General features: G+C 70.5%; 15 protein-coding genes and 1 tRNA gene. 4 read left to right on the top strand and 12 right to left on the bottom strand.

Annotation, left to right across the window (positions count from 1 at the left end; translation table 11 throughout):
- The first annotated feature begins 16 nt into the window (after positions 1-16).
- The gene (locus tag AC0VYL_RS00115; protein ID WP_475481964.1) at positions 17-685 is read left to right on the top strand and encodes an esterase/lipase family protein; all 669 of its coding nucleotides are present in this window, start codon (positions 17-19) and stop codon (positions 683-685) included.
- Between the two features lie 83 nt (positions 686-768).
- Here the strand turns inward: AC0VYL_RS00115 and AC0VYL_RS00110 are convergent, their stop codons facing one another.
- From AC0VYL_RS00110 to AC0VYL_RS00100, 3 genes are all read right to left on the bottom strand, one after another.
- A complete protein-coding gene (locus tag AC0VYL_RS00110; protein ID WP_475457571.1) occupies positions 769-2139 on the bottom strand; it encodes an MFS transporter in 1371 nt (456 codons plus the stop codon).
- Between the two features lie 361 nt (positions 2140-2500).
- Positions 2501-4831, bottom strand: a complete 2331-nt coding sequence (locus AC0VYL_RS00105) for an ATP-binding cassette domain-containing protein (protein WP_475481963.1) — start codon at positions 4829-4831, stop codon at positions 2501-2503.
- Positions 4832-4919: 88 nt separating this feature from the next.
- Positions 4920-5813, bottom strand: a complete 894-nt coding sequence (locus tag AC0VYL_RS00100) for a CPBP family intramembrane glutamic endopeptidase (RefSeq protein WP_475481962.1) — start codon at positions 5811-5813, stop codon at positions 4920-4922.
- 39 nt (positions 5814-5852) lie between these two features.
- On the opposite strand from AC0VYL_RS00100, the gene AC0VYL_RS00095 reads away from it, so the two are divergent.
- Positions 5853-6536 (top strand): TetR/AcrR family transcriptional regulator C-terminal domain-containing protein, encoded by a 684-nt coding sequence (locus tag AC0VYL_RS00095; RefSeq protein ID WP_475481961.1) that lies wholly within the window; start codon positions 5853-5855, stop codon positions 6534-6536.
- 88 nt (positions 6537-6624) lie between these two features.
- Here the strand turns inward: AC0VYL_RS00095 and AC0VYL_RS00090 are convergent, their stop codons facing one another.
- Together AC0VYL_RS00090 and AC0VYL_RS00085 are read right to left on the bottom strand one after the other, a co-directional pair.
- A complete protein-coding gene (locus AC0VYL_RS00090; protein ID WP_475457564.1) occupies positions 6625-6918 on the bottom strand; it encodes a hypothetical protein in 294 nt (97 codons plus the stop codon).
- A gap of 44 nt (positions 6919-6962) precedes the next feature.
- Complete coding sequence (locus AC0VYL_RS00085) at positions 6963-7724, bottom strand: L,D-transpeptidase family protein (RefSeq protein WP_475457562.1); 762 nt, start codon at positions 7722-7724, stop codon at positions 6963-6965.
- 204 nt (positions 7725-7928) lie between these two features.
- On the opposite strand from AC0VYL_RS00085, the gene AC0VYL_RS00080 reads away from it, so the two are divergent.
- Together AC0VYL_RS00080 and AC0VYL_RS00075 are read left to right on the top strand one after the other, a co-directional pair.
- The gene (locus AC0VYL_RS00080) at positions 7929-8627 is read left to right on the top strand and encodes a response regulator transcription factor (protein ID WP_475457560.1); all 699 of its coding nucleotides are present in this window, start codon (positions 7929-7931) and stop codon (positions 8625-8627) included.
- Positions 8617-10707 carry an ATP-binding protein gene (locus tag AC0VYL_RS00075; protein ID WP_475481960.1) on the top strand — a complete coding sequence of 697 codons (2091 nt, stop codon included), beginning with the start codon at positions 8617-8619 and terminating at the stop codon, positions 10705-10707. Before AC0VYL_RS00080 ends, AC0VYL_RS00075 begins: the two co-directional genes overlap by 11 nt.
- 152 nt (positions 10708-10859) lie before the next feature.
- On the opposite strand, the gene AC0VYL_RS00070 is transcribed toward AC0VYL_RS00075, so the two are convergent.
- The 7 genes from AC0VYL_RS00070 to AC0VYL_RS00040 all read right to left on the bottom strand — a co-directional run bounded on the left by AC0VYL_RS00070 (position 10860) and on the right by AC0VYL_RS00040 (position 15358).
- Positions 10860-11246, bottom strand: coding sequence for a hypothetical protein (locus AC0VYL_RS00070; protein WP_475481959.1), 387 nt, complete (start codon positions 11244-11246; stop codon positions 10860-10862).
- Between the two features lie 185 nt (positions 11247-11431).
- Positions 11432-11575, bottom strand: a complete 144-nt coding sequence (locus AC0VYL_RS00065) for a hypothetical protein (protein ID WP_475481958.1) — start codon at positions 11573-11575, stop codon at positions 11432-11434.
- Complete coding sequence (locus AC0VYL_RS00060) at positions 11572-12063, bottom strand: hypothetical protein (RefSeq protein ID WP_475481957.1); 492 nt, start codon at positions 12061-12063, stop codon at positions 11572-11574. Before AC0VYL_RS00060 ends, AC0VYL_RS00065 begins: the two co-directional genes overlap by 4 nt.
- Positions 12064-12099: 36 nt before the next feature.
- Positions 12100-13815, bottom strand: a complete 1716-nt coding sequence (locus AC0VYL_RS00055; RefSeq protein WP_475481956.1) for an alpha/beta hydrolase — start codon at positions 13813-13815, stop codon at positions 12100-12102.
- A 20-nt stretch (positions 13816-13835) separates the two neighbouring features.
- The gene (locus AC0VYL_RS00050) at positions 13836-14159 is read right to left on the bottom strand and encodes a hypothetical protein (protein WP_475481955.1); all 324 of its coding nucleotides are present in this window, start codon (positions 14157-14159) and stop codon (positions 13836-13838) included.
- A 359-nt stretch (positions 14160-14518) separates the two neighbouring features.
- Positions 14519-14592: transfer RNA gene (locus AC0VYL_RS00045), tRNA-Ile, on the bottom strand.
- Positions 14593-14776: 184 nt separating this feature from the next.
- Positions 14777-15358, bottom strand: coding sequence for a DUF3566 domain-containing protein (locus AC0VYL_RS00040; protein WP_475457554.1), 582 nt, complete (start codon positions 15356-15358; stop codon positions 14777-14779).
- Between the last annotated feature and the right edge of the window lie 89 nt (positions 15359-15447).

Raw genomic sequence — 15447 nt, 5'->3', positions numbered from 1 at the left:
CACCCTCGGAGGTCACATGAGACGGCTGACCGCCCTCCTGTGCGGACTCGTCCTCGCCCTCACCACGGCCCTCCAGGCCGCCCCCGCCACCGCGAACACCCACACCCCGGTCGTCTTCGTCCACGGGTTCATGGGCAAGGGCGGCCAGTGGGACGACATGCGCGCCGCCCTCGTCGACTCCGGTGTCCCGGAGGACCGCCTGCACGTCTTCTCCTACGACTGGGCCCGGTCCAACACCACCATCGCCGGGCAGCTGGCCGACCACGTCGAAGGCGTGCGCGACCAGCACGGAGTGGACCGCGTGCACCTGGTCACCCACTCCATGGGCGGCCTGTCCTCGCGGTACTACATCAAGAACCTCGGCGGCACGGAGACCGTCGACCAGTGGATCTCCATCGGCGGCCCCAACAACGGGACCGACATCGCCAACCTGTGCCCGTCACCGATCACCCCCTGCCAGGAGATGCGGCACGGGTCGGACTTCCTGAACGGCCTCAACGACGGCGACCCCACGCCCGGCCCGGTCGGGTACACGACCCTGCGCTCGCCGTGCGACATCGTCATCTCACCCACGGACAGCACGTCGCTGCCGGGGGCCGACAACATCCGGGTGGGCTGCGTCGAACACATCTCGATGATGTGGAACGGCGAGGTCATCGACCACGTGCGCGGCATCGTCAGCTGACCCGCTTCCAGCTGAGGACGCCGTGTCTCCCTGTCGCCCTGTCGACAAGGGGACAAGGGGACAGGGAGACACGCGGGCGGCCCCTACCTGGCGGGGGCCGGGTCGCTGTCGTCGACGTGCAGGTCGACGCCCTGGATGCTCTTCGGCACCAGGGAGACGGCCACGAAGGAGATCACCGACAGGCCGATGATGTAGACCCCGATGGTCCACGAGGCCCCGAAGGAGGTCAGCAGCATCTCCGCGATCATCGCGGCGAAGGCGCCGCCGAGGATCGCGCCCAGGGCGTAGCCGATGGACACGCCCGAGTAGCGGACCTCGGCCGGGAACATCTCGGCGTACAGCGCCGACTGCGGGCCGTAGCTCAGGCCGAAGGTCAGCGTGAAGACGAAGACGCCCGCGAAGTACATGTAGATGTTGCCGGTGTCCACCATGAACCACATCGGGATCGCCCAGACGGACAGCAGGACGTAGCCGAGCTGGAAGGTGCGCACCCGGCCGATCCGGTCGCAGACCCAGCCGCCGTACAGGGTGGACACCAGCCAGCCGAAGGACGCCAGGGCGGTGGCGAGCAGGACCGGGCCCCGGTCCATGCCCAGACCCATCTCCTCCACCGGGCGCGACGCGTAGGTGGCCAGGAAGGCGATCACCAGGTAGCCGGCGGCGTTGTTGGCGACGAAGATCAGCGCGGAGAGCACAACCTCCCTGGTGTTCTTCCGGAACAGCTGGCCGAGCGGAGCGGACGACTTGGCGCGGCGGTTCTGCATCTCCTTGAAGACCGGGGACTCCTCCACGGTCTTGCGGATGAGGTGGCCGATGATGATCAGCAGGAAGGACAGCAGGAACGGGACGCGCCAGCCCCATTCGAGGAAGGCCTCGGTGCCGATGGCGGTGGTGATGCCCCACAGGACCAGGGTCGCCAGGATCATGCCGCAGGGGACGCCGATCTGCGGGTAGGCGCCGAAGAAGCCGCGCTTGTTGACCGGCGCGTGCTCCACGGACATCAGGGCGGCGCCGCCCCACTCGCCTCCGGCGGAGAAGCCCTGCGCGATGCGCAGGAGGATGAGCAGGATCGGCGCGGCCATCCCGATCTGCGCGTAGGTGGGCAGCAGACCGATGGCGCAGGTCGCGACACCCATCATGACCAGGGTGAATACCAGGATCTTCTTACGCCCGAACCGGTCTCCGAGGTGTCCGGCGACGATCGCGCCCAGGGGTCGGAAGAGGAAGGAGATACCGATGGTCGCGAAGGAGAGCACCTGCGCCACGGCCGGGTTGGCGTCGGCCAGCGGCGCCATGAAGAGGGGGGCCAGCACCAGGCCCGCGGCCTGGGCGTAGATGAAGAAGTCGTACCACTCGATGGTGGTCCCGACCATGGTCCCCGCGAGGACCTTGCGCTTCTCCTTGGGATCGAGGGTTCCACCGGGTCCTGGGACCGTGGCGTCGGAAGTCGCCATTGCTGCTCCGTAGGTTCTCTACCGGCCGGGGGGCCGCGTTCTCTGGCGGGCCCGGGTCGTCGGGCACCCGAAGACGGAACGGCGGATACCGGGACAGACCATGAGCCCCAGCACACCATGCCATGTGATGCAGTGCACTTTCTACACCGGGGTTCAATTTTCGCAGCTAGATGCGCATGTACTGACCGAACGGTCGGTGGGGAATCCTTCCTGACGAGGGAGGCTGGCAGCACGCGACGACCCGGTCACGAACCGCAGGCCCCGAAGCCGTCCACCTGGTGAGACATGCTGATCCGCCGACCTGTCGCCGTGTCACCTCCGGCCCTCCTCGATCACCTCCTCCGCTAGAGGGCGCGGCGCATCACAGCAGCTCCTTCAGGTAGACACCGGTCCGGCTGTCCGGGACAGACGCGATCCGTTCGGGGGAGCCCTGGGCGACGATCCGCCCGCCCTCCGATCCGCCGCCGGGGCCCAGGTCGACGACGTGGTCCGCAGTGGCCACGACCCGCATGTCGTGCTCGGCCGCCACCACCGTGGCCCCGGAGGCGACCAGGTCCCGCAGGCGGCCCATGAGGACGTCGGTGTCGTGCGGGTGGAGGCCCGTGGTGGGCTCGTCGAGCAGGTACACCGTGTCGGCCACCCGGCGGCGCTGGAGTTCGGTGGCGAGCTTGATGCGCTGGGCCTCACCGCCGGACAGCTCCGTGGCGGGCTGGCCCAGGCGCAGGTAGCCCAGGCCGACGCCGGACAGCGTCTCCAAGGCCCGCCGCACGGACGGTTCCTCGGTGAAGAACCCCGCCGCCTCCTCCACGGACATCGCGAGCACGTCCGCGACCGTGACCCCCCGGTACCGCACGCGCAGGGTGTCGTCGTTGTAGCGGGAACCCCCGCAGGTCGGGCAGGGCGCGTAGGTGGTGGGCAGGAACAGCAGCTCCACGGAGACGAACCCCTCGCCCTCGCAGGTCGCGCAGCGTCCCCCCACCACGTTGAAGGAGAACCGGCCGGGGCCGTAGCCGTGGGCGCGGGCGTCGTCGGTCCCGGCGAACAGCTTGCGGACGGTGTCGAAGAGCCCGGTGTAGGTGGCCAGGTTGGAGCGCGGGGTCCGGCCGATGGGCTGCTGGCTGACCCACACCACCCGTCCGTGCTCGGCGGCCTCGTCCGCGATCCCGGCCAGCAGCGTGGACTTGCCCGAGCCGGACACCCCGGTGACCGCGGTGAACACCCCGAGGGGCACGTCCACGTCCAGCCCCCGCAGGTTGTTGCTGGTGACCCCGCGCAGCTCCAGGTGGCCGCGCGACTCGCGCGGTCGGCGTTCGGGCACGGCGCGGTGGAAGAGGTAGCGGCGGGTCACCGACTCCGGGACGTCGCGCAGCCCGGCCACCGGACCGCTGTACAGGACCCGCCCGCCGCGTTCGCCCGCGTCCGGGCCGACGTCCACGATCCAGTCCGCGCCGCGCACGATGTCCAGGTCGTGCTCGACGAAGCACACGGTGTTGCCCCCGTCGCGGAGCCGCCGGAGGATGCCGGTGAGCGCCTCGCAGTCGGCGGGGTGCAGCCCCGCCGAGGGCTCGTCCAGCACGTAGACCACGCCGAACAGCCCGGTGCCGAGCTGCGTGGCCAGCCTGATCCGCTGGAACTCCCCGGTGGACAGGGTCGGCGCGGGCCGGTCCACGCTGAGGTAGCCCAGGCCCAGTTCCTCCAGGACCTCCACCCGGCCGGCGATCTCCCCGGCCAGCGTCGCGGCGGCCCCGGCCCCCTCCCGCCAGGGGCGCAGCAGCACGGCGAGTTCGGCCAGGGGCAGCGCCGCGAGTTCGGTGATGGTGTGCCCGGCGAAGGTGACCCGCAGCGCCTCCTGGCGCAGCCGCCGCCCTCCGCACTCCGGGCAGGTCCGGTTCACCATGAACTCGGCCGCCCTGCGTCTGCGGGCCTCGCTGGCCGAGGAGGCGTACGCCTTGAGCACCAGCCTGCGGGCGCTGCTGTACTTGCCCTGGTAGGGGCGGTGGACCCGGCCCGCCTCCCGGACGGGATGGACGGTCACCACGGGCTGTTCGTCGGTGAACAGGATCCATTCGCGCTCACTCCGGGGCAGCTCCCGCCAGGGGCGGCGGATGTCGTACCCGAGGGCGTCGAGGACGTCGCGCAGGTTCTTGCCCTGCCAGGCGCCAGGCCAGGACGCGACGGCCCCGTCAGCGATGCTCAGCGCGGGGTCGGGGACGAGCGAGTCCTCGGTGACCTCGTGTTCGATCCCCTCGCCGTGGCACACCGGGCAGGCCCCGACCACGGTGTTGGGGGAGAAGGAGTCGGAGTCGAGGTGCTCCGCTCCGGGCGGGTAGGTCCCCGCTCGGGACAGGAGCATGCGCAGCGTGTTGGAGAGCGTGGTGAGGGTGCCCACCGTGGACCGCACCGACGGGGCCGAACGCGGCTGGGCGAGCGCCACGGCGGGCGGCATGCCGGTGATGTCGTCCACTTCCGGGGCGGGGAGCTGCTGGAGGAGGCGGCGGGCGTACGGCGCGACCGACTCCAGGTACCGGTGTTGGGACTCGGCGTAGAGGGTCCCGAAGGCCAGTGAGGACTTCCCGGAGCCCGAGACGCCGGTGAAGGCGACCAGGGCGTCACGGGGCAGCTCCGTGTCCACGTTCCTCAGGTTGTGGATGCGGGCGCCGCGCACCCGGATGCGGTCGTCGAACTCTGTCATGTCCTCAGATGTACCCGCTCGGGCCCGTCACCTCGACGAACGGGGGCGGCCCCGGTGCCGGGGCCGCCCCCGTGGGGAAGTCCCGGGATCAGGTCCCGACCGTGGTCCGGGCGTCGTCGGCGCGGCGCAGACCCAGGCGGCCGCGGGTGGCCAGGGCCAGGATCACGGCGACGGTCAGGACGGCCGAGACCTCGAACACCCCGGCGGGGTCGCCCACGAGCACGCCCTTCAGCCCGGCGACGACGTTGACGGCGGCGTGGGCGACCACGGCGGCGAGGACCCCGCCCCGCGCCGAGTTGAAGACGTGGCCCATGACGACGGTGAGCCCCACGCAGAGCAGGGCGTAGGCGGGGAAGCTCACCTCGGACTGGATGGTGCCCGCCATGTCGAAGAGCGGGGCGTGCCACACGGCCCAGACGGCGCCGAGGGTCACGTTGGCGGCCAGCGGGGGGAGCGCGCCCTGGAGGCGGGGCAGCGCGAACCCGCGCCAGCCCAGCTCCTCGTTGCCGCCGCCGACCAGCGCGATGAGCAGGAACTGGACCGGAACGCCCAGGAGCGCGGCCCTCAGCGCCTGCTCCTCGACGGCGGCCGTCCCCAGGTAGACGGGCAGGGCGGCCGATCCGGCGATGGCCAGGACGACCAGCGCGGCGAGGGCGTAGGGCCGGAGGCCTCCCCTGCGGCCGAGGGAGTGGCGCCGGAAGAGGGCGCCGACCCCGGAGCGGCCCTGGGTGAGGGCGGTGACCAGGATCGCGGCCACCATCGGGCCGAAGCCCCCGACGAGGACGGCCGGGGTGGGGTCGCCGCCGTCGAGGAGCCGGGGACCGAGCCACCAGGCGGTCCAGGAGAAGGCGAAGGCGACGACCAGGAAGGCGGCGAGGCCGCGCGGGTCGACGGCGGTGGTCCGCGAGGGGTCGGGGGCGGTGACGGGGACGGAGGTGTTCGGACGTGTGGAGGGGGTCTCGGTTGCCATGCGGAGAAACATACACCGTTGGATGGAATCCGACAACGTATGATTGCTTGTATGCTGTTGGACATGGATGAACAAGGCCCCGACCAGCGGATCGACAGCGTCTTCCACCGCCCCCAACGGCGCCGACGTTCACAGCCCGCACTCAGCAGGGAACGGATCGTCACAGCGACCATCACACTGCTCGACCGGGAGGGCGCCTCCGCGCTGACCATGCGCAAGGTGGCCGCCGAGCTCGGAGTGCACGCGACCAGCCTCTACTGGTACGTGGAGCGCCGCGAGGACCTCGTGGACCTGGCCGTGGACGAGGTCCTGGCCGAGGCCGCCACCGGTCTGCCCGCCGCCGACCTGCCCTGGGACACCGCGCTCAAGGAGACGGCCCGCCGGTTCTACACGGCGCTGACCGCCCACACCTGGGCCGCGGAGTTCGCGGGTTCACGCCCCCTCGTCGGCCCGAACGCGGTCGCCCTGTCGAGGCGGATCATCGAGGCGCTGGGACGGCTCGGCGGCGGGGAGGAGCGCCAGGCCGTGGCCATCCGCGCGGTGTCCAACCAGATCCTCGGCGCGGCCACCTCGGCCGTCGCCATGAGCGTGACCCGGGCCGACCGCGCCGAGGAGCACGAGGGCGCCGTCGCGACGGCCGTGTCGGAGCCGGACGCCCTGGCCGTGGAGAACACCTACTTCGACCAGGCGCTGGACCTCGTCGTCCGGGGCATCAGGGCCGGTCACGAGGGCTGACCGGTGCGGGGCGCCAGACATCCGACGCCGGGAACGGCGGAGGCCCCGCTCCCTCCAAGGGGAACGGGGCCTCCGGGTGCGGCTCAGGTCAGCCGGTGTAGTTGGGGTCCTGCTCGATCGGGGTGACCGGGCCGGCCTCCGCGGGGTCCGACGGCTTCTCCGGCTCGACCGGGGCGGCCGTGGGCTCCTCGGGGGTGGGCTCCACCGGGGCGTCCGTGGGCTCCTCGACGGAGGGGTCCTCCGGGGAGACCGGGCCCGGAACCTCCGACGGGGCCTCGGCGACGGGGAGTGCCGGGGAGTCGTCCGACGCGAACGCCGGGGCGGTGCCGAAGAAGGCGGCCGCCATCGCGGCGACGATGAGCACTCGGGACTTCACGCGCATGGTTGACCTCTTGTCGTGTGTTCGGGTGTCCGCTCGGTGAGCGGTCATTCGTTGATCTCGACCGGGGTGCCGATCGGCAGGCGTTCGGCCATCCAGGTGACGTCGTCGTTGGACACCCGGATGCAGCCGTGGCTGACCTCGCCGCCCAGACCCGACTCGTCGTCGGTGCCGTGCAGCCCCAGCTGGCCGGGACCGCCCGCGAAGCTCTCCAGGGTGTCGGAGTGCCCGCTGAGGCCGAAGGCGAAGGCCCCGTACTCGCCGCCGGGGTCCGAGGGCTTGAGCAGCTCGGTGAAGTAGTACTCACCGGGCGGCGTCGGGGTGTCGCCCGTACCGATACCGATCTGGCCGGTCAGGACCTCCTCCTCGCCCTCGGTGACCGTGAAGGAGAACTCCGACATGTCGACCACCACGCGGTACGCGGTGACGGTGATCTCGACGTCGTCGGCCTCGATCCAGCCCGTGGACCCGTTGGGCCGCACCGGCAGGAGCACCTCCAACCAGTCGCCCCGGGCCTCCTGGACCAGGAAGGCCCGGTCCGCGCCGAAGTCGTTCGGGCTGGCGAGGGTGTGCACGACCTCGCCGCCGTCCGGCTCGGAACGGACCTCGATCTCGTCCGTGAGGGCCGTCGCGATCCGGGCGCCCTCGGGTTCCGTCCGCTCCTCGGTCCGTACCGACGCCTCGGAGGTCTCCTCCGGCGGCTCCGACGACGAGCAGGCGGGCACGACGGCCAGTACGGCGACGGCGGCCAGAACGGGAAGTCTCCCGACGGTTCCACCGGGTGTCAGGGATCGGCGCATGGGGTCCATCCGGTCGAGGGAGTCCGGCGGGTCTCTCCGCGCCGGACACCATGAAGAGTGGTCGAGGAATGTGAAGAACCCGTGTGGCCGCCGTGTGCGTCCCATGTGGTGACCTGCGGCGTCCCCCGACGCCCCCGTCGGCCCAGCTGGCGGCGGTCGTACGATCATCGGTGCCGGGGGACCCGTCCCCGGTCGGCGAACGGAGGCCCTCACGTGTGCGCGCATGTCCTGGTGGCCGAGGACGACGTGAACCAGGCCGAACTGATCCGGCGATACCTGGAGCACGAGGGCCACACCGTCCGTGTGGTCCACAACGGCCGGTCCGTGCTGGAGGAACACCACCGCGACCGCCCCGACCTGATCGTGATGGACGTGATGATGCCGGTGATGAGCGGGTTGGAGGCGTGCCGGGTGCTGCGGGCCGAGTCCGACGTGGCGGTGCTGCTGCTCACCGCCCGATCCACCGAGGAGGACCTGCTCACCGGCCTGGACCTGGGCGCGGACGACTACGTCACCAAGCCCTACAGTCCGCGCGAGCTCATGGCGCGGGTACGCACGCTGCTGCGCCGCTCCCGCACCCCGGTGCGGGACGAGGAGCGCGTGCTGGAGGCGGGCCCGATCATCGTGGACCCGGCCCGGCACACGGTGCGGGTCGACGGGGAACCGGTGCGGTGCACCCCCGTGGAGTTCCAGTTGCTCCAGGCCCTGGCGGTCCGTCCGGGCCGTGTGCTGAGCCGGGCCCAGCTGCTGGAACTCATCCACGGGATCAGCGGCTACATCACCAGGCGCACCATCGACGTCCATGTGAAGAACCTGCGCCGCAAGATCGAGCCCGACCCCCGGAAACCGGTCCGGCTGGTCACCGTCTACGGCGTCGGCTACAAGCTCGCGGTGCCCGAACGTGTCCGCTGACCGGCCGCGCGGCGGAGAACGGTGGGCCTCCCTGCGGCACGGACTCCTGTTCCGTCTGCTGGCGGGTTCGGTCCTGGTGGCGGTCTGCTCGATCACCGCGACGGCCTGGCTGTCGGTGCAGCGGACCTCGGAGTCCATCACCACCCAGCAGGGGGAGACCCTGACGGTGGACACCCACATCCACGACACCCTCGTCGGGTACGCGGCGGCCCACAGTGACTGGGCCGGAGTGGCGGAGACCGTCGACGACCTGGCGGAGGAGACCGGCCGCCGGGTCGTCCTCACCACCGAGGGCCGGGCGGTGATCGCGGACTCCGCCGCACCGGCCCAGGGAGCGGGGGACGCCCCTCCGCCGCCCACCCGGACCTCGTCGGTGGTGGACCCGCTGGCCGTCGACGTGACCCTGGTCGCCGGCAACGGGGACCGCATCGACCCGCGCGCGGTGGGCCCGTTCGCCCTGACGGAGGAGGAGCGCGGGACGCTGCGCGACCAGGCGGAACAGGGCGTCTCCTGCCTGGAGTCGCTCTACGGCCTCCCCGCCGAGGTGGTGACCGGACCGAGCGGGCGACCCGCGGTCGAGGCCGAGGGCGGGGACGCCTACACGTGGGCCGACTGCGGGCTGGACGCGCTGGACCAGCCGGTCGGCGGTGAAGAGGAGGCGCTGGCCGACCTCAACGCGCGGGCCTCGGACTGCGGCGACCCCGAGGCGAACCTCGAGTACGCGATGGACGGCCGCACCGGGGGCCTCGTGATCACGGGGAGTCCGACCGCCCCGGGGCCGGTCCCGGACGACGCCCGTCCACCGGCCGCCCCCGAGGACCCGGCCGCTCCCGTCCCGACCGCTCCCGAGGAGCCCGTCGATCCCCTACCCGCACCGGAGTTCCCGTCCGAGAGTGAGGAACCCTCCGCTCCGCCGGACCCGGGGCCCCTCGTGCCGGGCGAGGCGCCGACCGAGGTCCCGCAGGTGTGGCCGTCACCCGGTGAGGTCGATCCCGCTCCCGGCGCGGAGAGCCTGACGTGGTCCAGGGTCGAACTGGGACCGGAGGAGGCCGCCTGCCTGGACGCCGCCCGACGGGCCCAGCTCGACCCCCACGTGGCGCCCGCCGCGCTGCTGTTCATCGACGACCCCGCGGAGAGCCCTGAGGCGGGGCTGTCACTGTCCCGCGAGGGCGCCCTGCGCCTGGGTGGCGTGGTGCTGCTGATCCTGGTGTTGACCGTGGTGGTGAGCACGACCATCGCGACCCGGCTGCTGCGCCCGGTGCGCGCGCTCACCGACGCCGTGAACCACATGAGGGAGGGCGGAGGGCCCACCACCCGGGTGGAGGTCCGCGACGCCGGGGAGATCGGCCGCCTCGCGGAGGCGTTCAACGAGATGTCCGAGCACCTGGAGCGGGCCGAGGACCAGCGCAAGGCGATGGTGAGCGACGTGTCGCACGAGCTGCGGACGCCGCTGAGCAACCTGCGCGGCTGGTTGGAGGCCGTCCAGGACGGGGTGGTCGATCCCGACCCGGACCGCATGGAGATGCTGCTCGGGGAGACCCTGCTGCTCCAGGCGGTCATCGACGACCTCCAGGACCTCGCCCTGGCCGACGCCGGCCGGCTGCGCCTGTCCCCGGAACCGGTGGACGCCGCCCTCCTCGTCGCCCGGGTGGTCGCGGGCCACGAGCTGCGCGCGGAGGAGGCCGGGGTCCGCCTCGTCGACGAGTCGCGCGACGTGACCCTCGTCGCGGACCGCACCCGGATGCTCCAGGTGCTGGGCAACCTGGTCGGCAACGCGCTGCGGCACACCCCGGAGGGAGGGACCGTCACCGTGCAGGCGTACCGGGCGGGTCCGGACGCGGTGATCCGGGTGGTCGACACCGGGGTCGGCATCGCGGAGGAGGACCTGCCGCACGTCTTCGACCGGTTCTGGCGGGCGGACCGGTCCCGCAACCGGCGTACCGGAGGCAGCGGCCTCGGGCTGGCCATCGTGCGCGGACTCGTGGAGCTGCACGGCGGTTCGGTGACGGCGGACAGCACGGTCGGGGAGGGGACGGCCTTCACCCTCCGGATGCCCCTGGCCGGTCCCGCCGCCGGGTAGGCACAAGTCGACATGGCGACTCGGCGCGGTGTCGACAAAGCCCCACGAGGAAGACGGGGCCGAAAAAGCAGAGGGTCCACCAGTCAACACTGGTGCACCTTCCCGGCTACGGCGGGCTCGCCCCCTCCGCTGACTGCTCGACGGCGCGGGTCTCACGACCTCTCTTCTGGGTGGAAGCAGGGCGAGGAGGCCCCGACGGAGAGAGTGCCCTTGTCGCTCACACGGAGGGTCATCCCGAACCCGTCCTCGACGTTCCGCACCGAGATCGAGAGCTTGTCGGGACGCCGGTCACGCATGATCTCGTACCCGTTGTCGGTCCAGTACTGGTGCAGTGCCTCAGCGTGGGCCTCGTTGTCCTCGGGGGCGAGGTCACGAAGCCAGTAGACATGGCTGACGGTGACCGACTCGTTCCTGCCGCCTCCCTCGCAGCCACCGGTGATCGGCTGGTCCAGGGGCTCCAACCGGACATCCCCAGGGATTACGCCTACCGCGTCGTTGATGTGCTCGTCGATCTTCTCGACGGCCTCGTCCTCGGTCATGGTCGCTTCCGTTCCGCCGCAGCCGGTCAGCACAAGGGCGACCGATGCGACGCAGGCCGCTGTCCTCCCCAGGTTCTTCACTGAGTTCTCCCCTTCCAGCGGACCCCCTGTGTCGCCCCAGCCCCGCTCAGGTTGCGCTGGCCGAGGACGTCGGCTGGCGTCCACGGTGGACCGACGGGCTCACCTCAGGAGTCCGGTTCTCCGTCGGGCCACACGCAGGGGGAGGCGGCACTCATAGACCGGGAACCCTGGACGAACATCACGAAGGAGTCCTCCTCGTATCCGACGAAGTTGAACAGGTCATCGGGGCGGGCAGCGGCGGGCCTCACGACCTCTCTTCTGGGTGAAAGCAGGGCGAGGAGGCCCCGACGGAGAGAATGCCGTCGTCACTCACACGGAGGGTCATCCCGAACCCGTCCTCGGGGTGGTGCACCGAGATCGAGAGCTTGTCGGGACGCCGGTCACGCATGATCTCGTACCCGTTGTCGGTCCAGTACTGGTGCAGTGCCTCAGCGTGGGCCTCGTTGTCCTCGGGGGCGAGGTCGTGGAGCCAGTAGGTGTGGCTGGCGGTGACGGGTTCGTTCCTGCCGCCCCCGTCGCAGCCACCGAAGTTCGGTTGCCCCAGGGGCTCCAACCGGACCTCCTCGGGGAGCACGCCTACCGCGTCGTTGATGTGCTCGTCGATCTTCTTGACGGCCTCGTCCTCGTTGATCGGGTCCTCCGCAATGGGGTCAGATGTGGATGGTGTCTCGGACCCGCAGCCAGCCACTGTCACGGCGAGTACGGAGAGAGCGGCCACCGTCTTCCAGTTCGTCATTCCGTTCCTGGTTCCTCCATCGGCGTTCGCGGCGGGTCAGAGGACGCCTCGAACGAATTCTCCCAAGTATTCGACGGACATGCCGCTCGCATTCTGGTCGGAACGTTCCCCCGATTCCTTGGGCGGATCGTAGTATTCCGAGTGTGCGGGTCCGAACGGGAACGATCCGCCCGTGGACCCCTCGTTGGACTCGAAGATGGTGGCCCCGAACTCCTCCGTGAACGGGTCGGGTCCGTGGATGAAATCAGGGGTTCTGTCGTTGATCTTGTCGTTCTCGGCCGTGGAGACGTGGACGTCCTCCGGGAGGAACCCGAGTTCGGAGACGTGTTGGGCCTTGACGCCGGGGCTTCCGACGAAGGCGATCTGGTCGGCGTCCAGGCCCTGGTCGCTCATGGCGGTGTGCCCGACCACGGTGCTGCCGTAGCTGTGCCCGATGACTGTGTTGTGCGAGGGCGAGGCCCCCTCGTGGGTGGCACGGAGCCCGGCCTGGAAGCGACTCAGTTCGTCGACCGCACCCTCAGCCCGGTCCTCGGACACGGCCTCGGTCACCGACGGGGCGTCGTAGCCGATCCAACTGATGACCGCCGTCTGCTCGATCCGGCCCTCACGTTTGGCCTCGTCGGCGATAGTCTCAGCGTTACCAACTCGGCTGTTCACGTTCTCCCAGGTGTTCGTGGTCCCGGGAACCATCGTCGCGACGTTGTCAGCGGTGTCGGGGTTGCCATGGGACACAATGGCGCGGCCGTTGTCTCCCCTCTCGAACGCCAACAGGAACTTGTCGGTGTCGGCTGAGCTGTCCCCAAGGTCGTTGAGCAGTGTCTCGACGACGTCCTTCTCGGCCTCCAACTCCTCGATCTGGTTGTCCAGGATCCGTCGTGGTCCGTCGTGGCCGGGGCCGTTACTCAGGGCCTCCCGCTCCTCCCGGAGGTCGTCGATCTCGCTGTCGATCCTGTCGGGCTCCTCGGCCAGGTAGTCGCGGTTGAGTTGGTCGCGCACCGTGGCGGGGATGCCGTCGAGGTCCCGGAGGAGGTCGGGGTCGTCGGCCATGGCCTGTTCTCGCTCTTCCTCGGACAGGGAGTCCCACCAGGCGTTGACCAGGTGGGGCGGTTCGCTGCCGTCGATCTCGTCCGGCACCATCGCGGGGTAGTGGTCGCCGTAGGTGGCGATCTGCCCGGCGGTGAGCAGGCCCGCCTCCACCATGCGCTCCAGGGACTCCTTGCTGGGCCCGGTGCGCAGCTCGATCTTGGTCCGTTCGGCCCGGGTCATCAGGGTGCCCCAGATACCGGAGTGTTCCGAGCGCAGTTCCTCGCGCGTGGCCGCCAACCGATCGGCCTCGGTCTCGCCGCCGAACAACTCCACGAACGCCTGACCGATGACGTAGTCGGAGCCCATGCCCCTGAGCGCCTGGATGTCGGCCTTGGCCTGCTGCCAGCGTTGCACGATGTCGGCGCGGTCGGTGAGGTAGGTGTCGACGTCCCCGGCCCACAGCCGCAGGATCCCGGCACCGTAGGTGAGGGCCTTGGAGGCCTCCTCCCACGCCATGAGCTCGTCGGCGGAGGCGGAGCTGATGTCCCAGGCGATGCGGTCGGTGAACTGGTTCGCGGAGGAACGCATCTGGCTGTCGGTGTCACCGGACCGGCCGAGCATGTCCGCGTGGAGCTCGTCGAGCTCTTCGGCGCCCGAGCGGATCGTCGGAGGGTCGGCCTCGATCGGGTCGGGCAGACCGAGGGTCATGTCCTCGACACTGGTCATGGGGGCTTCTCTCAGGGGGGTCAGAAGTTGATCGGGATGTCGAGTTCCTCGAGCCCCTCTCGGAACTCGTCCGCGTTCTCGGAGTCCGTGGCGGCGATCTCCAGGACCGAACCCTGGACGTTCTGCGCGAGCGCGATGCCGCTCCGGGCGGTCGCCTGGATGTCCTCCAGGGCGTTGTCCCCGTAGGTGGACAGGCCCGAGGTCACGTAGGAGGACACCGGGCCGTGCAGGCTCTCCAGGATCGTTTCGAACCTGCCGCCAAGGAGGGCCATGGTCTCGGCGAGCATCTCCGCAGCCTCCGCTTCGGGGAGGGCGTCGACACTCACGCCGGCTTCGTCGGACATGCGATTCCCGGGAGATGGGGGACGGGGGTCACGTCGACCGTACTCACCGGAAACCAGGTGAGGGACGCCCGCATCCTTCTCGCATCTCCCGCCTGAACTGCATGGATGACCACTCAGGTGAGAACGCAAGACCGGGGCCGGTTGCGGCCACCTCCCCGAGAGGAGGGACCAAGGCCCCTGGACGGTTTCCGCGACCGGATCCGCCGCCACCCCACACCGGGGGGTACGAGTCGACATGGCGACTCGGCGCGGTGTCGACAAAGCGCGCGGGCGGCCCCGGTCCGTCCGCTTGGTCGTGGGAGGTCCGTGTCCACTCAGGGCACGAAAAAAGACCCCCCGGAGGGAGTCTTTTCGCTGGGTGGGCGTACCAGGACTTGAACCTGGGGCCTCATCCTTATCAGGGATGCGCTCTAACCGACTGAGCTATACGCCCGCGTTCCGTCAGGAACTCTACCGCATCCGGAGGGGCGGAGCGAACCGGAATCCTCGGGGTGGGGAGGAGGTGCGCGGCCCCGCCGCGTCCCTCTTCACCTTCGATTTTAGCGGGCTTCGGGAGTGCTCGGGACGGGTCGGGCCCGGCTCCTCGGAGAGGTGCCGGGCCCGGACGGGACGGAGGACTACTCGGCCTCGGAGAGCGTGACGTCCACGCCGCCGACCAGGTCGGAGACCAGGTTGTAGAGCATCGCGCCCACCGTGGACAGGGCGGTGATCAGCACGACGTTCAGCGCGCCGATCACACCCGTGTAGCCCAGCACACGGCCCGGGGAGAACCAGGCGGCCGGGTTGAGGCCCAGCTCGTCCTCTCCGCCGTCGCCCTCCATGAGGGCGTTGATCATGTTGGTGAGTTCGTCGAAGACACCCAGCATCGACAGGGTCGCGTAGATCACCGCGACGGCGACGAACAGGATGATGAAGCAGACGAGGGAGACCACGAAGGCGAACTTCATGACCGACCACGGCTCCACGCGGGAGACGGTCAGGTGGGCCTTGCGGCTCGCCAGGGTGGCCTTGACCGCGCTCGGCCCCGCGGGGGTGGACTCCCCCTCGGGCTCGGACGGCGACTCGGTCATCTCGGGCTCCGCGTTCGTGGCCTCCGAGGAGTCCTCAGCGGTCTCCCCCGCCGTCTCCACGTCCGCGTCACCGGCGGTGGCATCCGCGTCGGACTCGTTGCTGGGTGTGTTCCGCTGGTTCTCAGACATAGAAGCGCTACCGCTGGACTTTCGTTGAGACGGGTCGATCCGTGTGTCCCGTGGGGCCGCCGAAACGCACCCCACGGGACGTACTGGTC

It is taken from the genome of Nocardiopsis sp. iso_238 (assembly GCF_056173325.1).
The sequence above is the reverse complement of the archived record's forward strand: the minus strand, read 5'-3'. Positions and strand labels throughout refer to the sequence as shown.

Bases quoted from the DNA above. Each gene is read 5' to 3' on its own strand.
- AC0VYL_RS00115 (WP_475481964.1), top strand. From the start codon at position 17: ATGAGACGGCTGACCGCCCTCCTGTGCGGACTCGTCCTCGCCCTCACC.
- AC0VYL_RS00110 (WP_475457571.1), bottom strand. From the start codon at position 2,139: ATGGCGACTTCCGACGCCACGGTCCCAGGACCCGGTGGAACCCTCGAT.
- AC0VYL_RS00105 (WP_475481963.1), bottom strand. From the start codon at position 4,831: ATGACAGAGTTCGACGACCGCATCCGGGTGCGCGGCGCCCGCATCCAC.
- AC0VYL_RS00100 (WP_475481962.1), bottom strand. From the start codon at position 5,813: ATGTTTCTCCGCATGGCAACCGAGACCCCCTCCACACGTCCGAACACC.
- AC0VYL_RS00095 (WP_475481961.1), top strand. From the start codon at position 5,853: ATGCTGTTGGACATGGATGAACAAGGCCCCGACCAGCGGATCGACAGC.
- AC0VYL_RS00090 (WP_475457564.1), bottom strand. From the start codon at position 6,918: ATGCGCGTGAAGTCCCGAGTGCTCATCGTCGCCGCGATGGCGGCCGCC.
- AC0VYL_RS00085 (WP_475457562.1), bottom strand. From the start codon at position 7,724: ATGGACCCCATGCGCCGATCCCTGACACCCGGTGGAACCGTCGGGAGA.
- AC0VYL_RS00070 (WP_475481959.1), bottom strand. From the start codon at position 11,246: ATGACCGAGGACGAGGCCGTCGAGAAGATCGACGAGCACATCAACGAC.
- AC0VYL_RS00060 (WP_475481957.1), bottom strand. From the start codon at position 12,063: ATGACGAACTGGAAGACGGTGGCCGCTCTCTCCGTACTCGCCGTGACA.
- AC0VYL_RS00055 (WP_475481956.1), bottom strand. From the start codon at position 13,815: ATGACCAGTGTCGAGGACATGACCCTCGGTCTGCCCGACCCGATCGAG.
- AC0VYL_RS00050 (WP_475481955.1), bottom strand. From the start codon at position 14,159: ATGTCCGACGAAGCCGGCGTGAGTGTCGACGCCCTCCCCGAAGCGGAG.
- AC0VYL_RS00040 (WP_475457554.1), bottom strand. From the start codon at position 15,358: ATGTCTGAGAACCAGCGGAACACACCCAGCAACGAGTCCGACGCGGAT.